This is a genomic window from Halomonas sp. CH40, assembly GCA_041875495.1.
GTDB lineage: Bacteria > Pseudomonadota > Gammaproteobacteria > Pseudomonadales > Halomonadaceae > Vreelandella.
Genome location: CP112982.1, coordinates 3,592,638 through 3,609,566, shown reverse-complemented (window position 1 = coordinate 3,609,566; position 16,929 = coordinate 3,592,638). Strand labels below are relative to the sequence as shown.

Sequence of the window (16,929 nt, the reverse complement as noted above, 5' to 3'; positions counted from 1 at the left end):
CTTATTCGCGGCCATAATCGTCGCTGTAACGCACAATATCGTCTTCACCCAGGTATGACCCTGTCTGCACCTCGATCAGTTTGAGGGGGATAACGCCGGGATTTTCCAGCCGATGCACCGTGCCGAGGGGAATATAAGTCGATTCATCCTCTGAAAGCAGGAAACTGCGCAGCGACTCGATGTCGCCATGGCCCTTGCCCTGGATCACCTGGGCGGTACCTTCTACCACCACCCAATGTTCAGCGCGGTGATGATGCATCTGCAGAGACAGCTTGGCGCCTGGCTTGACGACAATTTCCTTGACCTGAAAGCTATCAGTCAGCGCCAGGGTGCGGTAGTAGCCCCAGGGGCGATATACCTGCTGATGATTCTTCGATTCCGTGCGTCCGGCTGCTTTCAGGGCCTCGACAATCTTCTTGGTGTCCTGCGCCTGATGTCGATCAGCCACCAGTACCGCATCTGCAGTCTCAACAATAATCAGGTTTTCAACGCCGACGGCGGTGACCAGGCGTGATTCGCTATGAATCAGGCTGCCATGGGTGTTGTGCAACATCACATCGCCATGGGTGGTGTTTTGGTCATCAGACGTTGCCTTCAGCTCATGCAGAGCATCCCAGGCTCCGATATCGCTCCATCCCGGGTTCATGGGAACTACAACCACATTGCGTACTTTTTCCATGATGGCGTAATCGATGGAATCACTTGGGCTGGTGGCAAAGGCCGTTTTATCGACGCGGGTAAAATCCATATCTTCGCTGCGCGAGGCAAAGGCACGTTCCGTCGCGTCAAGCATCTCAGGCGCATGCTGGCGCAGGGCGTTCAGATAATCACGGGCCTTGAATAAGAAGATACCGCTGTTCCACAGATATTTCCCGCTGGCCAGGTACTCGGCCGCTCGAGTGGCGTTGGGCTTCTCAACAAAGGCGGCGACCTCAAACCCTTGGCCTTTGGCATCACCGCGCTGGATGTAACCGTAGCCGGTGTGAGCCCGCTGTGGGGTAATACCAAAGGTCACCAGTTGCCCCTGTGCTGCCAGGGAACGGCCCTTTTCAACTGCCTGAATAAAAGCGTCTTCATCCTTGATGACATGGTCCGCTGGCATGACCAGTATTTCTGCCTCAGTATCGGCCAGCAATGCGGCCGCGGCTGCCAGCGCAATCGCCGGCGCGGTGTTGCGGGCACAGGGTTCAAGAATAATCTGGGCGTTATCAATACCGATCTGGTGCAGCTGCTCGGCGACCAGAAAACGGTGGGTTTCATTACAGACCACTAAAGGTGGCTGGGCATTGTCGAGCAGCCTGACCCGTAAAGCGGCCTCTTGAAGCAGGCTTTGATCGTCCCGGTGCAGATTAAGAAACTGCTTGGGATATTCTTCACGTGATACAGGCCACAAGCGTGAACCCGAACCACCGGATAGGATTACCGGTATGATCATGCTGCCCTCTAAAGCTGGTTGTCGGTATCTTTTATTTACGTTTTCGTTGTTATTTGACGTTAATTAACTGAATCATACGCGATCTTGTGGATGTTGAGGAGTTATCCCTGCCTTCTTCAGGTTGTCTTTTGAATGTCACCGCTTTGTCACGCTTTGTTGGCTATCCTCGGATTTCCCTAAGGAACCGATTCCATCAAATCAGGTAATTTTCGATGAGTAATTTCAAACTTCAGTTATTGCATGCGGCGGATATGGAAGGCGGCGGTGGCGATCTTCTGAATGCGCCGAATTTCGTGTCAATTGTCGACTATCTTGAAGATCAGTATGCCAATACGCTGTTTGTGAGTTCCGGGGATCTGATCCTGCCGGGGCCTTACCTTGCCGCGGCGGGAGATGACAGTATTCAACCCGCGCTGCAGCAGGCGGCTGAACTGATTTATGACCTGCCGGAAGGCTCGCTTTCCGGTATCAGTGCTGAATCCGGGCGGATTGAAACCCTGCTGGCAGATCTGATAGGTATTGACGCGGTCACCTTTGGTAATCATGAGTTTGACCAGGGCACGGAGCTGATTGCCGATATGCTTGCGCCGATGCTGGGAGAAAACCCGACCCTGGAAGAAATCCAGTGGTTGGGGGCCAGCTTTCCTTATCTTTCTGCTAACCTGGATTTCTCAGCGGATGAAAATCTGGCTGGGTTGGCCACTGATCAAGTATTAGAAGCCGATGCCTTCCAGGCCACCGCCGATGAATTGTTGGCAGGTGCAACACCGCCCAAGATTGCGCCTGCCATGATTCAGCAGGTAGGCGATGAAAAAGTGGGGGTGATTGGCCTGACCACGCAGATTCTGGAAAGCATTTCATCCCCTGGCGAGACCCAGGTATTGGCCGGCGGCAGCAACGATATGCAGGCGCTAGCGGAGCTGGTTCAGCCGATTATTGATGATCTTGAAAACCAGGGTGTCAACAAAATTGTCTTGGCGTCTCACCTTCAGCAGATCCAGTTTGAAGAAGAGCTGGCAACTCTATTGGAGGGTGTCGATATAGTGATGGCCGGTGGCTCTAACACTCTGTTGGCAGACGCTGAAGACGCTGAGCGTGGCCTGTTCCCTGCCGCACCCGAGCCATACGATACATATCCGATCATTACCCAGGACGCTGCTGGTAATGATGTAGCCATTATCAACACTGATGCGGGCTGGCGCTACGTGGGCCAGCTTGTCGTTGAGTTTGATGAAAATGGTCGTCTGCTTGTGGACTCCCTGGACGAGGACACCTCTGGCGTTTACGCATCGACGGATGATCAGGTTGAAGCACTGTGGGGCAGTAAGGATGCCGCTTTTGCAGAAGGTACCAAGGGCGCTATCGCTGATACCCTGGTAGATTCTGTCGCTGGATTCGTCGCTGAGCAGGATGGCAATATCCTGGGCCTTAGCGATGTGTATCTGGTGGGCGAACGCGAAGCCGTACGCACCGAAGAGACCAACCTGGGTAACCTGACCGCCGATGCCAACCTTTGGTATGCCCGTCAGCAAGATGCTGATGTCATGGTGTCGTTCAAAAATGGCGGCGGTATCCGCGAGCCTGTTGGTCAGGTGGTGGTAGAAGGTAGCGATGGCGAGCCACGTTTTGAAGCGCCAGCAGGTAATGAGGCCATCGGCAAGCCAGAAGGCGGTGTATCCCAGTTGGATGCTGCATCAACGTTGCGTTTCAATAATGACCTGACCATTCTGACGCTAACCCGCGCCAAGCTAGTTGAGCTGCTGGAGCATGCGGTTGCGGCATCGGCACCGGATGTAACCCCAGGGCAGTTTGCTCAGGTCAGCGGGATTCAGTACAGCTTTGACTGGGATCAGCCTGCAGGTGAAAGAATCCAGAGTGCCGCTATTGTTGATGATGCCGGTGCGACGCAGGACATCCTCGTGGCTGGAGGCGAGTTGATAGGTAACGCTGATGAAGCCATCAAGGTGGTTACCCTGGGTTTCCTGGCCAACGGTGGCGATGGCTACCCTCTGGACGAAACGTCCATTCTTGAGCGTACTGACCTGGTAGAAAGCGATCTCAAAGAAGGGCAGTTCAACTTTGCCCAAGCAGGTACTGAGCAGGATGCGCTGGCCGAGTATATGGCGGCTATGTTCAGTGAAGTTGCTTACTCCGAAACAGAAACACCGGCCAGTGAAGATACCCGTATTCAGAACCTTGATGTCCGTGATGACAAGGTGTTGAATGAAGGCGTTGACCCTTTATTACGCTTGTATGACGGTGCGCTTGATCGTATAGCCGATAGTGAAGGTCTTAACTATTGGCTGGATAAAGTGGAAGAGCTGACCCTAAACGAAATTGGTGAATATTTTATTGGTTCGGAAGAGTTTCAGGCCACTAACGGTGGCCTGGATGATAGTGCCTTTATCGACCTAATGTATGTCAATGTGCTGGAGCGTAGCGCCGACGTGGAGGGCAAGGCCTATTGGGTAGAGCAGCTGGCAAGCGGCGACAGCCAGGGCGCTGTGCTGATTGGATTCACTGAGTCCGAGGAAAGTCTGGCACTGATGTAATATAGATTTTAACACCCTTGGGTGATCAAAATCTGACCCGAGTATGGCAACATGCTCGGGTTTTTTGTCGCTAGGTGTCTGCTGTGCTGGCTGGAGCCAGCGCCATGCTTGCTTTAAGCTATAGCGCTTTACACCGCTCGACATGGAAACCAGTTCATCATGCAAGCAGCTCCTCAAACGCATCTTAAGCACCTGCGTGTCGCCATTGTGCATGACTGGCTGGTGGTGAACGGCGGTGCTGAAAAAGTGCTCAAAGGGCTTGTAGATGCCTTTCCTCAGGCGGAAATCTTCACCCTGGTGCACACCCTCACTGATGGCGAGCTGCCCTGGCTAAACCAGCATCCTGTGCATACCAGCGGCTTGCAGCGATTGCCTTGCATAAAGCGTATCTATCGCCATTGTCTGCCCTTAATGCCTTATGCCATAGAGCAATTCGACCTGCGTGGTTTTGATCTGGTGATTTCCTCCAACCATGCGGTGGCCAAAGGTGTGATGACGCACCCCGGTCAGGTACACATCTGTTACTGCCATACCCCGATGCGTTACGCCTGGGATATGAAAGAGGCGTATTTGGACGATGCCGGTTTTCGCTTGCCAGGGATGGATGCTTATGTGCGCAAAACCCTCAAGCGCCTGCGCCAATGGGATTACTTTACGGCCACCCAGGTCGATGCCTTTCTGGCGAATTCCCACAATGTTGCCCAGCGTATTGCCAAATACTACCGGCGTGAATCAGACGTGCTCTATCCACCGGTGGATACTGACAGCTTTGCTTTGTATACCGGAGAGCGAGAACCTTACTATCTAGCGGCATCCCGGCTTGTGCCCTACAAGCGTATGGATCTGATTGTGCAAGCCTTTGTGCAGGACCCTCACAAGCGCCCGCTCAAGGTGGTAGGAGATGGCCCTGACTTCAAACGTCTGGCGCAATTGGCAGAAGGCCACGAGCATATTGAACTGCTCGGCTATCTGCAGGGAGAAAACCTGCACCGCCTGATGCAGCGTGCCAAAGCCTTTGTGTTTGCAGCGGATGAAGACTTTGGCATTGTACCGCTGGAAGCCCAGGCCTGTGGCACACCGGTGATTGCTTACGGCCACGGCGGTGCGCTGGAAACCGTCAAGGGTCTGGAGCACAAGGAGAATGCCACGGGTATCCATTTTTCTGAACAGACAGTGGCGAGCCTGCATCAAGCAGTTGAAGACTTTGAAGCGTACACCTTTTCACCCTCCTCATGCCGCTTGCATGCCGAGAAGTTCAGTGAAATCCTTTTTTCTCAGCGATTATGTGCACTGGTCAATAAAAAGCTCGGGGAGCGACTGGCACCACCTGATCAGGTTCCGAATACTCATATGAATTGAGCGCCTCTGAGGCTACCTTAAATTAACAAGGAGTGATGTGTGATCAAGGCTATCATCAAACAACGACTGCGCCCTATTGTAAAAACGCTGATGGGTTACCCGCCGTTCAGGCGATTGGGTCAGCGCCTTTTGGCCCCTTTTCCGCGCTTAAAAGGTTGGGTGATCCGTCTGGTTCAGGCCGGTCAGTATAGTGGGCTTGCTACATCAAACCGCATTGAAGGTTACGGCGAGCGACAGCAGCGTTTGATGAATGGACTGGAACATCGCAGGAAGCAGTCGTGACATGAATAGCCTCAGCATGAATCACTTTATCCTATATATAGTTGATGCTCGCCACATCTCGCATTTAACCCATCAGGATTGGCTTGACGTATTACTGGACGCCTTTGCCCGTGAAGACGCGGCGGATGTTGCCGCAGCCCATGTGTTACTGCTTGGCTTTGACCAAAACGCCTTGATGGCTCTGCATCGACAGCTGTTTGACGCAGGGATAGCCCCAGCGCGCTGTCATGCACTGCTACCGGATCAAGAGCAAGCGCTGTCAGCAGTCAGTGGCACTTTGGTGGATATTGTCATACAGCATATGGTGAATGCACTGGCGCCTTCCATCATCGTCAATGTGGCTAATGGTGAAGCATTGGAACGGCAAGGGCCAACACTGCCATCAGAAGGCGCCAACAAACCTAGCCTGGCGTTTGTGTCGCCTCTGCCACCTCAGGCGACCGGCATTGCCAGTTACAGTGCAGAACTACTGCCTTATCTTGCCTCGCATTTTACGCTGACGCTGGTCGTGGATCAGCCTGAAGTGGATCCTGAGCTAAGCCAGTCTTTTGAGTGCATTGATGCAGGTACTTTCAGTCAGCGGGCCAATGAATTTGATTACATTCTTTACCAGGTAGGTAATTCGCTTTATCACGCCTATCAGTTTGGTTTGTTGCAGCAACACCCTGGCATGGTGGTGCTGCATGATTACTTTTTGTTTGACGCTGTCTGGTGGCTGAATGAAAGTGGCCTGAAACCGGAAGCACTGACCCAGCAACTCTATACGGATCACGGCTACCCAGCACTGATGGCGCATGCTGAAGCCGCTCAAAACGCCCGCGGGGCCGAGCAATACCCGGTCAATGGCTTGGTCACTCGCCAAGCGGGTGGTCTTATCTATCACTCGGCTTTTGCTCGTTCATTGGCCGAACGCTGGCAGCAAGGTCATTTGCCACCCACCTATCTGATTCCTCACCTGCGCCAATTGGCGGAACCCTTTGACAAGCAGGCAGCGCGTAAAGCGTTGGGCATCGATACTGATGAGCGAGTGATTGCCAGCTTTGGCGGCATTAATCCGAAAAAACTCACTCATTTACTGATAGACGCTTTTCTGGGCGACGCACATCAACCAGCGGTCGCAAACGCCACGGGGCAATCTGTACGCCTGGTGCTGGTGGGCGCGCAACATAGCGGCGGCTATGGTGATGAGCTGGTACGCCGTTTAAAACAACATCCGTGCGGTCATCACGTCACAGTGACAGGCTACGCATCCCGTGAAGTCTACCAACACTGGTTGCAAGCGGCTGATATTGCTGTGCAACTTAGAACCCATTCGCGGGGTGAAACATCAGGCGCGATCTTTGATGCGATGGCCCATGGTGTTGCTGTGGTGGCCAACGCCCATGGCAGCAATGCGGAACTCCCCGAGCAAAGCCTCTGGCAGTTGCCTGATATGCCTGAAGCGCAACTGTTAGCATCATTACGTGATGCCTTATGCCAACTGTGTTCGCAGCATGATGAACGCGAGCAACTCGGGCAGGCAGGGCGTGAATATGTGGCGACGTATCTGGCACCGGAGCGTGTTGCAGAGCAATATCATCAGGCGATTATTGAAGCGCCATTGATAGCGCCGATTTACCGCTATGAGCACTTTCTGGATCAACTTGCGGCTCATGCGCCGTTGACAGAAGCGCTGCAAACACCAAAAACGGCTCATCAATTAACCCAGGTGTTGAGCGAGGTGGATACCACGCCGGATGAAAGCGCTCCACGTTTGCTGTTTGATGTCAGCACGATTGCCTGGGAAGACCTGAAAACCGGTATCGAACGCGTCACGCGGCGGATTGCCGATCACCTTTTGCGACATCCGCCGGCGGGCTGGCGGGTCGAGTTGATTTGCTGGGGAGGTGATGATTTCTATCTGGCGCGTGGCTTTGCCAGCCAACAACTAGGGATAGTGCCACCGGGGCCGGATACACCGATAGAAGCACGCCCTGGAGACCGCTACGTTACGCTGGAATGGGCCCCGCCGCTGCTTAAACAGGCGGGGCATGTCATGCGCCGTATGCGCGCCCAGGGAGTGCGTTTCTATTTTACGGTTCATGATCTGTTACCGTTGTCGCTGCCAGAGTGCTTTCCTGAGCATATTCCTGCCACCATGGAGGAATGGTTTGGCTCGATCCGTGAGCTGGCCGATGGCATTACCTGTGTTTCTCGTCACGTTGCCGACGTGGTGGAAGCTGAGTTGGATCAACGCTACCCGCCAGAGGAGTATCGGCCCTGGGTTAAACACTTTCATCTTGGTGCTGATTTCACGTCGCCAGTAGCTAACGCTAATGCCCGGCTCAGCAAAACTGAAAAACACTGGCTGCAGCCGCTGAATCAATGTCAGGGGCCTGTGCTGTTAATGGTTGGCACGCTTGAACCGCGCAAGGGGCACCGCCAAGTGCTGGAGGCGCTTGAGCAGTGCTGGGCAGAAAAAGTCGATATCAACCTGGTTATTGTGGGTAAGCAAGGGTGGCAGGTTGATGACCTGATTCGGCGCATCAAACAGCATCCACGCCGCAACCGCCAGCTTTACTGGGCAGAAGGAGCCAGCGATACCTTGCTGGAAACCCTTTATCAACGCAGTGATGTCTTGGTGGCGGCCTCTTATGGGGAAGGGTTTGGCCTACCGCTGATTGAAGCGGCCCATCATGGCATCGCCATCCTTGCCCGGGATATTCCCGTATTTCGTGAAGTGGCGGGCGATTACGCCACGTATTTTGATGCAGAGACGCCTAAGGCACTGGCTCACGCGCTGCAAGCCTGGACGCGTGACTGGGCATCCGGCGATCTTGTCTCATCTGAAGGTATGCCATGCCTCAGTTGGCAGCAGAGTAGCGAGCAGTGGCTGGCTGCCGTGCTTCATGATCACTTCTAATCCTATTCACCTATTGAAGGAGCCGTGCCCATGGCATTGTCTGGTAGCGAGCCACGCTCGCAACTGACGCAATGGATGCGTCATGCACTGGGTTGGTGGCGTCAGCATCTGCCGTTGATTATCCTGCTGACCCGTCAGGAACTGGTTGACCGTCACAAAGGCTCGGTGCTGGGACGGGTCTGGACGCTACTTTCGCCGTTGATCAATATTCTGGTGTTCGTACTGATCTTTTCGGCCATTATGGGAGCACGGCTTGAAGGTTTCGGTGCTGAGGTTGAACGTTTCACCTACAGTATCTATCTGATCAGCGGCATTCTTGCCTGGACGGCCTTTGCCAAGAGCCTGAGCGCCATAACCAATATTTTTATCGAGCGGGCTGGCATGATTACCAAGATCAACACCTCGCTGGCGGCTTTGCCACTTTCCGTACTGTTGGCTGAAGTGGTGGTGTACCTGATCAGTATGGTCTTCTTCGCCCTGTTTCTGATCATGATCGGTTTTCCTATCGACTGGCACTGGCTGGTTGTTCCCTTTGTGTTGCTGCTGCAGCTGATGTTTACTTATGCGCTGGGTTTTTCGTTGGCAATCCTGGCCGTTTATCTAAAGGATATTCGTGAAGGGGTAGCCGTACTGTTACCCGTGTGGTTCTGGTTGACGCCGATTGTCTATGTTGACGATATTATTCCCAGCTGGGCAATGGGCCTGATCAGCCTGAACCCGATGTTCCAGTTTATTGATGCCTATCGTGAATTGATTTTGTATCAGCGCCTGCCAGGCATTGCTGGGCTGGCCACCATGCTGGTGGTTACCGTGGGGCTACTTTACGCTGCTTTCTGGTTGCTCAAACGTACCGAACGAGATCTGCGTGACTCGCTTTAATGATCCGGCTTGCTTTTATGAATAGACTCGTTTTCATGGGCCTACACGCTTTCATGAACCAATAGAGCACGTTGCAAGCGTTTGGCGCATCAGGAGATAACATTGATCGTTGTTAAGAATTTGCGTAAATCCTTCAAGCTGTTTGCTTCCCCAAAAGAGCGCTTGAAAGAGGCCTTGACGGGCAAAAGTCATCATACCCAGCATACGGCGCTGAATGACGTAAGCTTTGAAGCTGCACCAGGAGAAGTACTTGGCGTACTGGGACGCAATGGCGCTGGAAAGTCGACCCTTTTAAAGCTTTTGACTGGCGTATTGATGCCTGACGCCGGCACTTTACAGATCGATGGCCGAGTGACGGGGCTGCTGGAACTGGGCACAGGTTTTAACCCGGAGCTCAGCGGTGTTGATAATATTCGCATTAATGCGCTAATGCTGGGAATGAGCCAGGCAGATATCGAGCGTCATCGTGATGCCATCATTGATTTCTGCGAACTGGGTGACTATATCCATGAGCCGTTGCGCACCTATTCTTCAGGTATGGTGATGCGTCTTGGCTTTGCGATTGCTATTCACGCCGAGCCAGCCTGCTTTCTGGTGGATGAAGCGCTTTCCGTGGGAGATGGTTATTTTCAACAGAAGTGCATCCAGCGTATCCGCCAGTTCAAGCAGGAAGGCGGTACGATTCTGTTTGTCTCCCACGACCTGAACGCCGTCAAGGTGCTGTGCGATCGCGCCATCGTGCTGGAAGGCGGTCGCCTGATTCATGACGGTGACCCGGAAGGGGCCGTCAATCATTATAACCGTATCATGGCCGAGCAGGCCGAAGGCGATGATTTGCGAGAGGGCGAATCCGGTGCTTTCGGAACTCAAGAAGTGGTGGTCACCAACTGCCATGTTCAAGGGCAGGACAGCGAAAGCCCGATGATTGCCAGCGGTGAAGTGCTGGAAATCCATCTGCAACTGAAGGCTAATGCCACTCTTGAGGATATTGCCCTGGGGGTACTATTGCGTGACCGTTATGGTCAGGATGTATTTGGCCAGAACACTCATCAACATCGCCAGGCGCTCAAGATGCGTGAAGGAGAAGAGCGGGAGGTCATCGTACGCATCAAGGCAGACATCGCACCAGGCAAGTACACCCTTTCTGCTGCCTTGCATTCCAGCGACCATCATCTGGATGACTGCTACTGGTGGCACGACAGCCTGGATACCTTTGAAGTGGCAGGCTACCGTTATAGTAAGTTCTCTGGTTTTTGCCGGTTAGACTGTTCTTTTAATTTTGAAGACCCCGCATGATGAACGCCCAGTCAGACATGGATCGATTGGTTAAACGCCTGAAAGATAAAGCGGCATTAACCGACGTTCAGGATTCGTTAGCCATAGAAAGCTGGCTCACACTATGGCAAGCGCGCCTGATACCGATCTTCAGCGCACAAGGCAGGCTTTATGAGCCCAAGGCACCGCGCCTGGCTGAACTATTGAGTGCCCATCTCAACGATTCAGCCTTCGTGGAACGTGCCTATCTCTTTCTGGTCGGGCGTTCTTCAGACCCGCAAGGCGCCAATTATTATCGTCAGTTGGTAGCAGAGGAGGGGCGCATCACTGCTTTGGTTACCCTCTTGCATTCTTATGAAGCTCAAGCCTATATCAAGCAGCAACAACTGGAATTACCCCGTCTGTTGTGCTGGTTGAGTGGTTGGCAGCGGCAATCAATGGCTTTACCCGGGTTGCGTCGTATGGGGGCTTGGAGTTGGCGGGTAGGTACCGGCATGCTGTGGCGCCGTTATGCACGACGTTGGCGGGAAGACGCTGAATATTACGCTCTTCTTGCCCGCCGGGGCGTGGGCCAGGAAGAGCTTCGAGCTCTTGCCAATACCCTGTCAGAAATGGCTGATGTCCAGAAAGCCATCGTAGCGCAGCTTAATACAGTACAAGATGCACGAACGTCGAGCGACTTTCAGCGCTGGCTGACTGCTGAACAAGCTCAAGCTATGTTAGACATCTTGCAGCATGCCCAGCAGGTGCTGGGTGCCAGAGAAGAAGGTACAGCATGAAAATTCTGGTGACGGCTAATCACACCCCCTTTATTGCCGGGGGAGCTAACTATCATGTTGAAGGACTGGTGACGGCGCTGCGACATTTTGGGCATCAGGTGGAATGTCTGCGCTTGCCTTTTCATTATGGTGAAGTGGAAATCGAACGCCAGATGGCATTTGCCGAACAGTTGGACCTCAGTGCACCTAACGATGTAGCGGTTGATCGTGTGATCAGCCTACAATTTCCCACCTATGGCGTACAGCACCCTGAGCATGTGATCTGGCTGATGCATCAGCATCGCGTCTGCTACGAACTTTATGATGCAAAACAGGCAAGCCCAGCGTTATCTGCTTTGAAACCGCAGGTAGAGGCTTTTGATCAGCGCCATCTCGTTAGCGCCAAACGCTTGTTTGCCAACTCCCCGCGTGTTGCCGAACGCTTGATGCATTATAACGGTTTGACTGCTGAGCCGCTTTACCACCCGCCCTATCAGGCTGAACACTTTTACTCTGCTAACGACTGGGGATATGTGGTTTATCCAAGCCGCCTTGAACCGCTAAAACGCCAGTCACTGTTGATCGAGGCGATGGCGCTAACGCGTTCTCCTGTCACATTGCTGCTGACTGGGGAGGGCAGCGAGCGGTATCAACTTGAAGCACAGATTGAGCGGCTGGGGTTAGGTCACCGCATTCGCATGCTGGGCCATATTTCCGAGCAGGAAAAACGCACCCTTTATGCGCACGCCTTAGCCGTTGCGTTTCCTACCTTTGACGAAGACTACGGCTACATCACACTGGAAGCCATGTTGTCATCCAAAGCGGTGATTACCTGTACTGATAGCGGCGGCCCAACGGCTTTTGTAGAGCATGGTGTGACCGGTTGGCAGTGTGAACCAGACCCCAATACATTGGCCGCTGCGCTGGATGACGCCTATGTAAACCGCAGCCGCACAAAGCAGATGGGCGAACAAGGACGAGAAGCCTACCAGGCGGCTGGCATATCCTGGCAGCGAGTGGTCGCCAAGCTCGTTTCCTGAAGCATAAGACAGGACGCAACGACGTCTACGGTGTTGTTTAGGTGTTGTCGTGTTTAGTTGGCTATCTGGGTTGCCGGTTAATGACCTGATGTACTGCCAGTATATTCTTGTTTTCCTGTGACTTTAGCTTTTACCGCCCTGTTTTCCATGAGAGCTGTATAATTAACGAAATTGAACGTAATAGTTCTTGATTACATCGTTTTCTATTTTAAAATTTAATAGTTGTTCATTTTATCACTATTGATTTTGGCCTTGTTATTTCACGGCTTTTTATTGATCCGGTAAATTTAATAATTGTTTACTTATTCCTGCGCCAAGGCTGTATTTTTTTTCACTAAAAATTAATTTTGATGAAAATTGTGTTTAGCCAGTAATAGAAAAAATAAAGCAATATAATCAGTTGCTTATACTTATTTAAAAATTGTTAAATGTATAATTTAATTAAATATGCTGTGCTGTCGGCGACGTTTTTTTCATTGGCATTGACTTAATTTTATTGGTGACATTACATTAGCTGAGTTCCAGAAGGTTTAAGTGATTCGTGTCACGCAATTGATAAAATTTAACATTCAGTTGTTGGCCGTATTGCAATCAGGAACCCGACGAATACCTTGAGCGCTCAAGGTAGATAAGTGCTATCAATTTTTAATTTGGTGGTATCTTTTTTCAGTGAGGAGACTATAGTCCCATGGCAACACAAGAGAATTTGAATCTAGCTCAACAACTTTATGTCGCTTACTACGGCCGTCCTGCGGACGCCGCTGGTTTGCAGTTCTGGGCAGAAGAAATCGAAGCCAATAGCATCGAATCAGTTGTTAGCGCTTTTGGTAACTCTGCTGAGTACACAGAGCGTTTCAGTGGTTTGGATAACGAAGCGCTGGTTAACGGCATCTATCAGCAGGCGTTTGGTCGCGATGCTGAAGCGGAAGGTCTTGAGTTCTGGACAGGCAAGCTCGAAAGTGGCGAATTGGATCTGGCAACCATCGCTCTGGCTATCGTTGAAGGTGCTTCTGACAGTGATGCGCCCGACGCAACGACACTGGCCAACAAAGTAGTTGCTGCAGATCTATACACCGCTGCTGCTGGCGAAGCGCATTCAGGCACTGCTGCTGACGAATATGCTGCTGGCATTCTAGCTGGGGTCAACGCTGATACAGATGTTTCTGGTATCGATCCCAGCGACTGGGTTGCAGGTATTCCATCTGAAGGTGGTGAACCTGAAGTTGGCGGTGAAATTGATACATCTGGTGAAATTTTCAGCCATACTGCCAATGCTGACACTGTTGATGGTACAGATCTGGACGACACCTTTGTTGCACCGATCACTACCATTAACTTTACCAATGGTAACACCTTAAACACAGGTGATGTGCTTGACGGTGGTGAAGGTGTCGATACGCTGAAAGCTGATCTGATCAATGACGCGTTCGTAACCGGTGGTGCTGGCGCAGTTCGCCCGACTACCGAAAGTATTGAAAATGTAGAAATCAATGCTCTTGATACAATTGATGAAAAAGAAGTTTATTTTAATGCTTCTCGCATGACAGACGTTGAGCACCTTGGTTCCTATAATAGCAATTCTCATCTTGTAGTTCAGGATATCACTACTCTGGATGCAGCGGGTAACAAGCGTGCTACATCTGAGTTGACATTCCGTATGGATCATACGTCCAACGCCAATTCTAGTGGTGTGGCATCTGATCTGGTAGTTTATTTCGATGAAAATTACTTAGTGCCGCGCACTGAATTTGGTGTGTCTAGCGTCGTGTTCAAAATGATGAACCAGGATAGCTACGATCAAAACGGCGGTGAATTACGTCTGGATGGTGTCTTCGTTCGTCGCATGGAGTTTGCTCTGGATGGTGAGCGTTATGATCTAGCGCAGTACATTGAAGAAGACCCGATGGGTTACGGCGATGAGTTCCGAACTGAGCGGGAACTGGTTGGGTACTTAAATGAAACTGCCCTGCCAGCTTTAGTTGCTGATAACTCTGATAATGCTGAAGCTCTATCTTCACTGAGCTTCACTATCGGTAACGTCTGGAACGATGGCAATCAAAATCGTCTAGGTGAAGAAATTGTTCTGACCGCCAGCAATGAGTACACACTGGAAACACGTGATGCTTGGCTGACAATTGATCAAGCTGAAAATGTTGCGAGTTCATACGCATCTAACCGTATTGAGCGTGCTGACCGTCAGGAAGGCCCGAACGATGAAATCATTTCTACCAACATTGAGCTGCACAAAGTTGGTCGTGGTTCTGAAGGTGGCGATGTCAAAGTTGGCGGTAAGTCTCAGAGTGTCAACTCAGATGGTATCCCAGTATTCAATGTCGACGTTCTGGGTGGCAGCGAGAAGCCGAGCAATGTTGGGTGGATCGGCACCACTAACGATGATCTGGAAGAAGTTACTATCGTGACTCATGAAGATTACGTGGGCGGTAATAACTTTGCTAGCCTGACTATTCGGGAAGGTTTCGGCACTGATGAGGAAGGTGCCCATACCGAGATGTCAAACGTCGATGCTGACGGCTTCCTGGGTGATCTGACTGTCGGTGGTTTTCACACTGACAACGCTGAAACCGCTGAAGCATTCCGCGCCTATAATGTAGATACTTTTTCTGCCACTGGCGGCGGCGATGTTACCTACTGGCATGAATCTGAAGCTGCAGTTGATCCGACCAACGAAGCAGGTGCATACAGCATTACGACGGGTGCAGGAAACGACACTATCAACGTCACAGGTACTGGTACTTATACCATTGCTACTGGCAGCGGTCGTGACACTATCATTCTTAGTGAAGAAGATACTTCTTCTACCATCGTGTTTGCCGAAGGCAATTCTGGCCGTAAATCTATCCAGAACTTCACAACTACTGACGATGGTACCAACGGTGCAGATATTCTGGATTTCACCGCTTGGTTGGACGGTATGGACGGTAACAGCCTAGATAGCAATCGTCTTGAAACTACGCTGGTTGAGAATGGCGTATTTACTGCCAACAGTGTTGTGCTTACCAATTTTGCAACTTTGGACACTGCCAACACTGTTAATCTGAGCTTTGGTGACATGACTGATAGTCAAGTCCTTTCTGCTTTGAATGGCGATGGCACCTACTCTGTTAGCCGTGACGCTGACCTAAGTGGTGGTGAGCAGAATTCAATCATGATGGTTGAGAATCCCGCTGGCAATGGCTTGTTTAAGCTTTATGAAGTGACAGCAGACAATGCTAATGGTAACAGCGAGTTTAACTCGGCTTCTTTGATTGGCTCTGTCAATTTCGGTGAAGAACAAACCTTTACCATTGATAATATTGCCTAATCTCAGTTTAGATATTATTTGAGTAATTCAGCTTAGCTATTCTCTCTAATTGTATTGAGAGACAACGAAACCCCCGGTCACGTATCGGGGGTTTTTTTTGGTTGTTTTTTTATACAATAAAGATTAAGCACTGATAACTTTTTGAAGCTATTTTATAAAAGGAAAAATTTTCCAATGCCCAATATCATCCCTCTACAGCATTCTGTACATGCAAACGCCGGTTTTCAGCGTGCGCGAAATTTTGAACACGCCCAGCAAGATCGTTTTGTCCCTGTGTTATTAGATGAGTTGTCACAGGTTATAACCACGATGCCGGTGTGTTTGATCCGTGATAGGTCTTCCTCTAAGGGCGAGCTGGATGGTTTTCGTTTGGTAGCTTTGCAAGCCTTGGAAGGCAATCAGAATCTTTACTTGAACCCTCAGACGTTGCAATGGATGAGTCGTTATACTCCAGCTTATTATCGTAGCTATCCTTTTGTGTTGGGAGTAAATTCGGCCCGAGAGAAACGGGTGTTGTGCTTTAATCTGGATAGTGGTCTATTACGCGAGCATCCCACAGACGACGATGTGTTGTTTTTTGATCAACAAGGGTCTCCTAGTCAAGAACTAAATGACACCATGCGTTTTCTTGAGGCTGCTGCACAAGGGCGTCAGAAAACCCAGAAAGCCGTAGAGGCATTGGAAGCAGTTGACTTGATCCAGGAATGGCCAATGAGCTTTAAGCAGGAAGAAAAAACTGTCGCAATTAAAGGGATTTATCGCATTAATGAGACAGCTATGAATGCATTGCCGGATGATACGCTACAGCACCTTCAGCAAATAGGTGCGCTTAAAATGGCTTATTCGCAATTGTTGAGCATGCCTCAGTTAAAAAATCTTGCCAAGCTAAGAGACCTGCATAGCAGAGCCGCTGAGGCAATCAACCAGCAGGATGTAAACGATCTACTAAACAGCGATGATAGCTTTCATTTCGATTTTGATAGCTGATGATCAGTTGAATTAATTTTTACATTGTGGTCCATCAACGGAGTGAAGCTCATACTCAAGCGGCAAAGTTTTTTATAAAAGGTCGTGCATGCCCTTCATCAATAATCTACATTAACTAATGTAGACAAAAATTTTGAT

General features: G+C 50.9%; 11 protein-coding genes. 10 read left to right on the top strand and 1 reads right to left on the bottom strand.

Annotated features, from left to right (window positions below; translation table 11 throughout):
- Nucleotide 1: 1 nt before the first annotated feature.
- Nucleotides 2-1,435, bottom strand: a complete 1,434-nt coding sequence (locus OR573_16440) for a mannose-1-phosphate guanylyltransferase/mannose-6-phosphate isomerase (GenBank protein XGA80037.1) — start codon at nucleotides 1,433-1,435, stop codon at nucleotides 2-4.
- A 212-nt stretch (nucleotides 1,436-1,647) separates the two neighbouring features.
- On the opposite strand from OR573_16440, the gene OR573_16435 reads away from it, so the two are divergent.
- From OR573_16435 to OR573_16390, 10 genes are all read left to right on the top strand, one after another.
- Entirely contained in the window at nucleotides 1,648-3,987 is a 2,340-nt protein-coding gene (locus tag OR573_16435; protein XGA80036.1) for a 5'-nucleotidase C-terminal domain-containing protein, read from the top strand.
- A gap of 159 nt (nucleotides 3,988-4,146) precedes the next feature.
- Nucleotides 4,147-5,346 (top strand): glycosyltransferase, encoded by a 1,200-nt coding sequence (locus OR573_16430; protein ID XGA80035.1) that lies wholly within the window; start codon nucleotides 4,147-4,149, stop codon nucleotides 5,344-5,346.
- A 39-nt stretch (nucleotides 5,347-5,385) separates the two neighbouring features.
- Nucleotides 5,386-5,628 (top strand): hypothetical protein, encoded by a 243-nt coding sequence (locus OR573_16425; protein XGA80034.1) that lies wholly within the window; start codon nucleotides 5,386-5,388, stop codon nucleotides 5,626-5,628.
- A 1-nt stretch (nucleotide 5,629) separates the two neighbouring features.
- Nucleotides 5,630-8,530 carry a glycosyltransferase gene (locus tag OR573_16420; protein ID XGA80033.1) on the top strand — a complete coding sequence of 967 codons (2,901 nt, stop codon included), beginning with the start codon at nucleotides 5,630-5,632 and terminating at the stop codon, nucleotides 8,528-8,530.
- A 30-nt stretch (nucleotides 8,531-8,560) separates the two neighbouring features.
- The gene (locus OR573_16415) at nucleotides 8,561-9,409 is read left to right on the top strand and encodes an ABC transporter permease (GenBank protein ID XGA80032.1); all 849 of its coding nucleotides are present in this window, start codon (nucleotides 8,561-8,563) and stop codon (nucleotides 9,407-9,409) included.
- Nucleotides 9,410-9,511: 102 nt separating this feature from the next.
- Complete coding sequence (locus OR573_16410) at nucleotides 9,512-10,705, top strand: ABC transporter ATP-binding protein (GenBank protein ID XGA80031.1); 1,194 nt, start codon at nucleotides 9,512-9,514, stop codon at nucleotides 10,703-10,705.
- Between the two features lie 17 nt (nucleotides 10,706-10,722).
- On the top strand, nucleotides 10,723-11,463 hold the full coding sequence (locus OR573_16405) for a DUF4214 domain-containing protein (protein XGA80030.1): 741 nt from the start codon (nucleotides 10,723-10,725) through the stop codon (nucleotides 11,461-11,463).
- Complete coding sequence (locus OR573_16400) at nucleotides 11,460-12,482, top strand: glycosyltransferase family 4 protein (protein ID XGA80029.1); 1,023 nt, start codon at nucleotides 11,460-11,462, stop codon at nucleotides 12,480-12,482. The genes OR573_16405 and OR573_16400 overlap by 4 nt, the downstream gene beginning before the upstream one ends.
- 688 nt (nucleotides 12,483-13,170) lie before the next feature.
- Nucleotides 13,171-15,804, top strand: coding sequence for a DUF4214 domain-containing protein (locus OR573_16395; GenBank protein ID XGA80028.1), 2,634 nt, complete (start codon nucleotides 13,171-13,173; stop codon nucleotides 15,802-15,804).
- Between the two features lie 174 nt (nucleotides 15,805-15,978).
- On the top strand, nucleotides 15,979-16,791 hold the full coding sequence (locus OR573_16390; protein XGA80027.1) for a SapC family protein: 813 nt from the start codon (nucleotides 15,979-15,981) through the stop codon (nucleotides 16,789-16,791).
- Nucleotides 16,792-16,929 lie beyond the last annotated feature (138 nt).

Excerpts from the sequence above, each read along its gene's own strand:
- OR573_16440 (XGA80037.1), bottom strand. The coding sequence starts at position 1,435 with ATGATCATACCGGTAATCCTATCCGGTGGTTCGGGTTCACGCTTGTGG.
- OR573_16435 (XGA80036.1), top strand. The coding sequence starts at position 1,648 with ATGAGTAATTTCAAACTTCAGTTATTGCATGCGGCGGATATGGAAGGC.
- OR573_16430 (XGA80035.1), top strand. The coding sequence starts at position 4,147 with ATGCAAGCAGCTCCTCAAACGCATCTTAAGCACCTGCGTGTCGCCATT.
- OR573_16420 (XGA80033.1), top strand. The coding sequence starts at position 5,630 with ATGAATAGCCTCAGCATGAATCACTTTATCCTATATATAGTTGATGCT.
- OR573_16415 (XGA80032.1), top strand. The coding sequence starts at position 8,561 with ATGGCATTGTCTGGTAGCGAGCCACGCTCGCAACTGACGCAATGGATG.
- OR573_16405 (XGA80030.1), top strand. The coding sequence starts at position 10,723 with ATGGATCGATTGGTTAAACGCCTGAAAGATAAAGCGGCATTAACCGAC.
- OR573_16400 (XGA80029.1), top strand. The coding sequence starts at position 11,460 with ATGAAAATTCTGGTGACGGCTAATCACACCCCCTTTATTGCCGGGGGA.
- OR573_16395 (XGA80028.1), top strand. The coding sequence starts at position 13,171 with ATGGCAACACAAGAGAATTTGAATCTAGCTCAACAACTTTATGTCGCT.
- OR573_16390 (XGA80027.1), top strand. The coding sequence starts at position 15,979 with ATGCCCAATATCATCCCTCTACAGCATTCTGTACATGCAAACGCCGGT.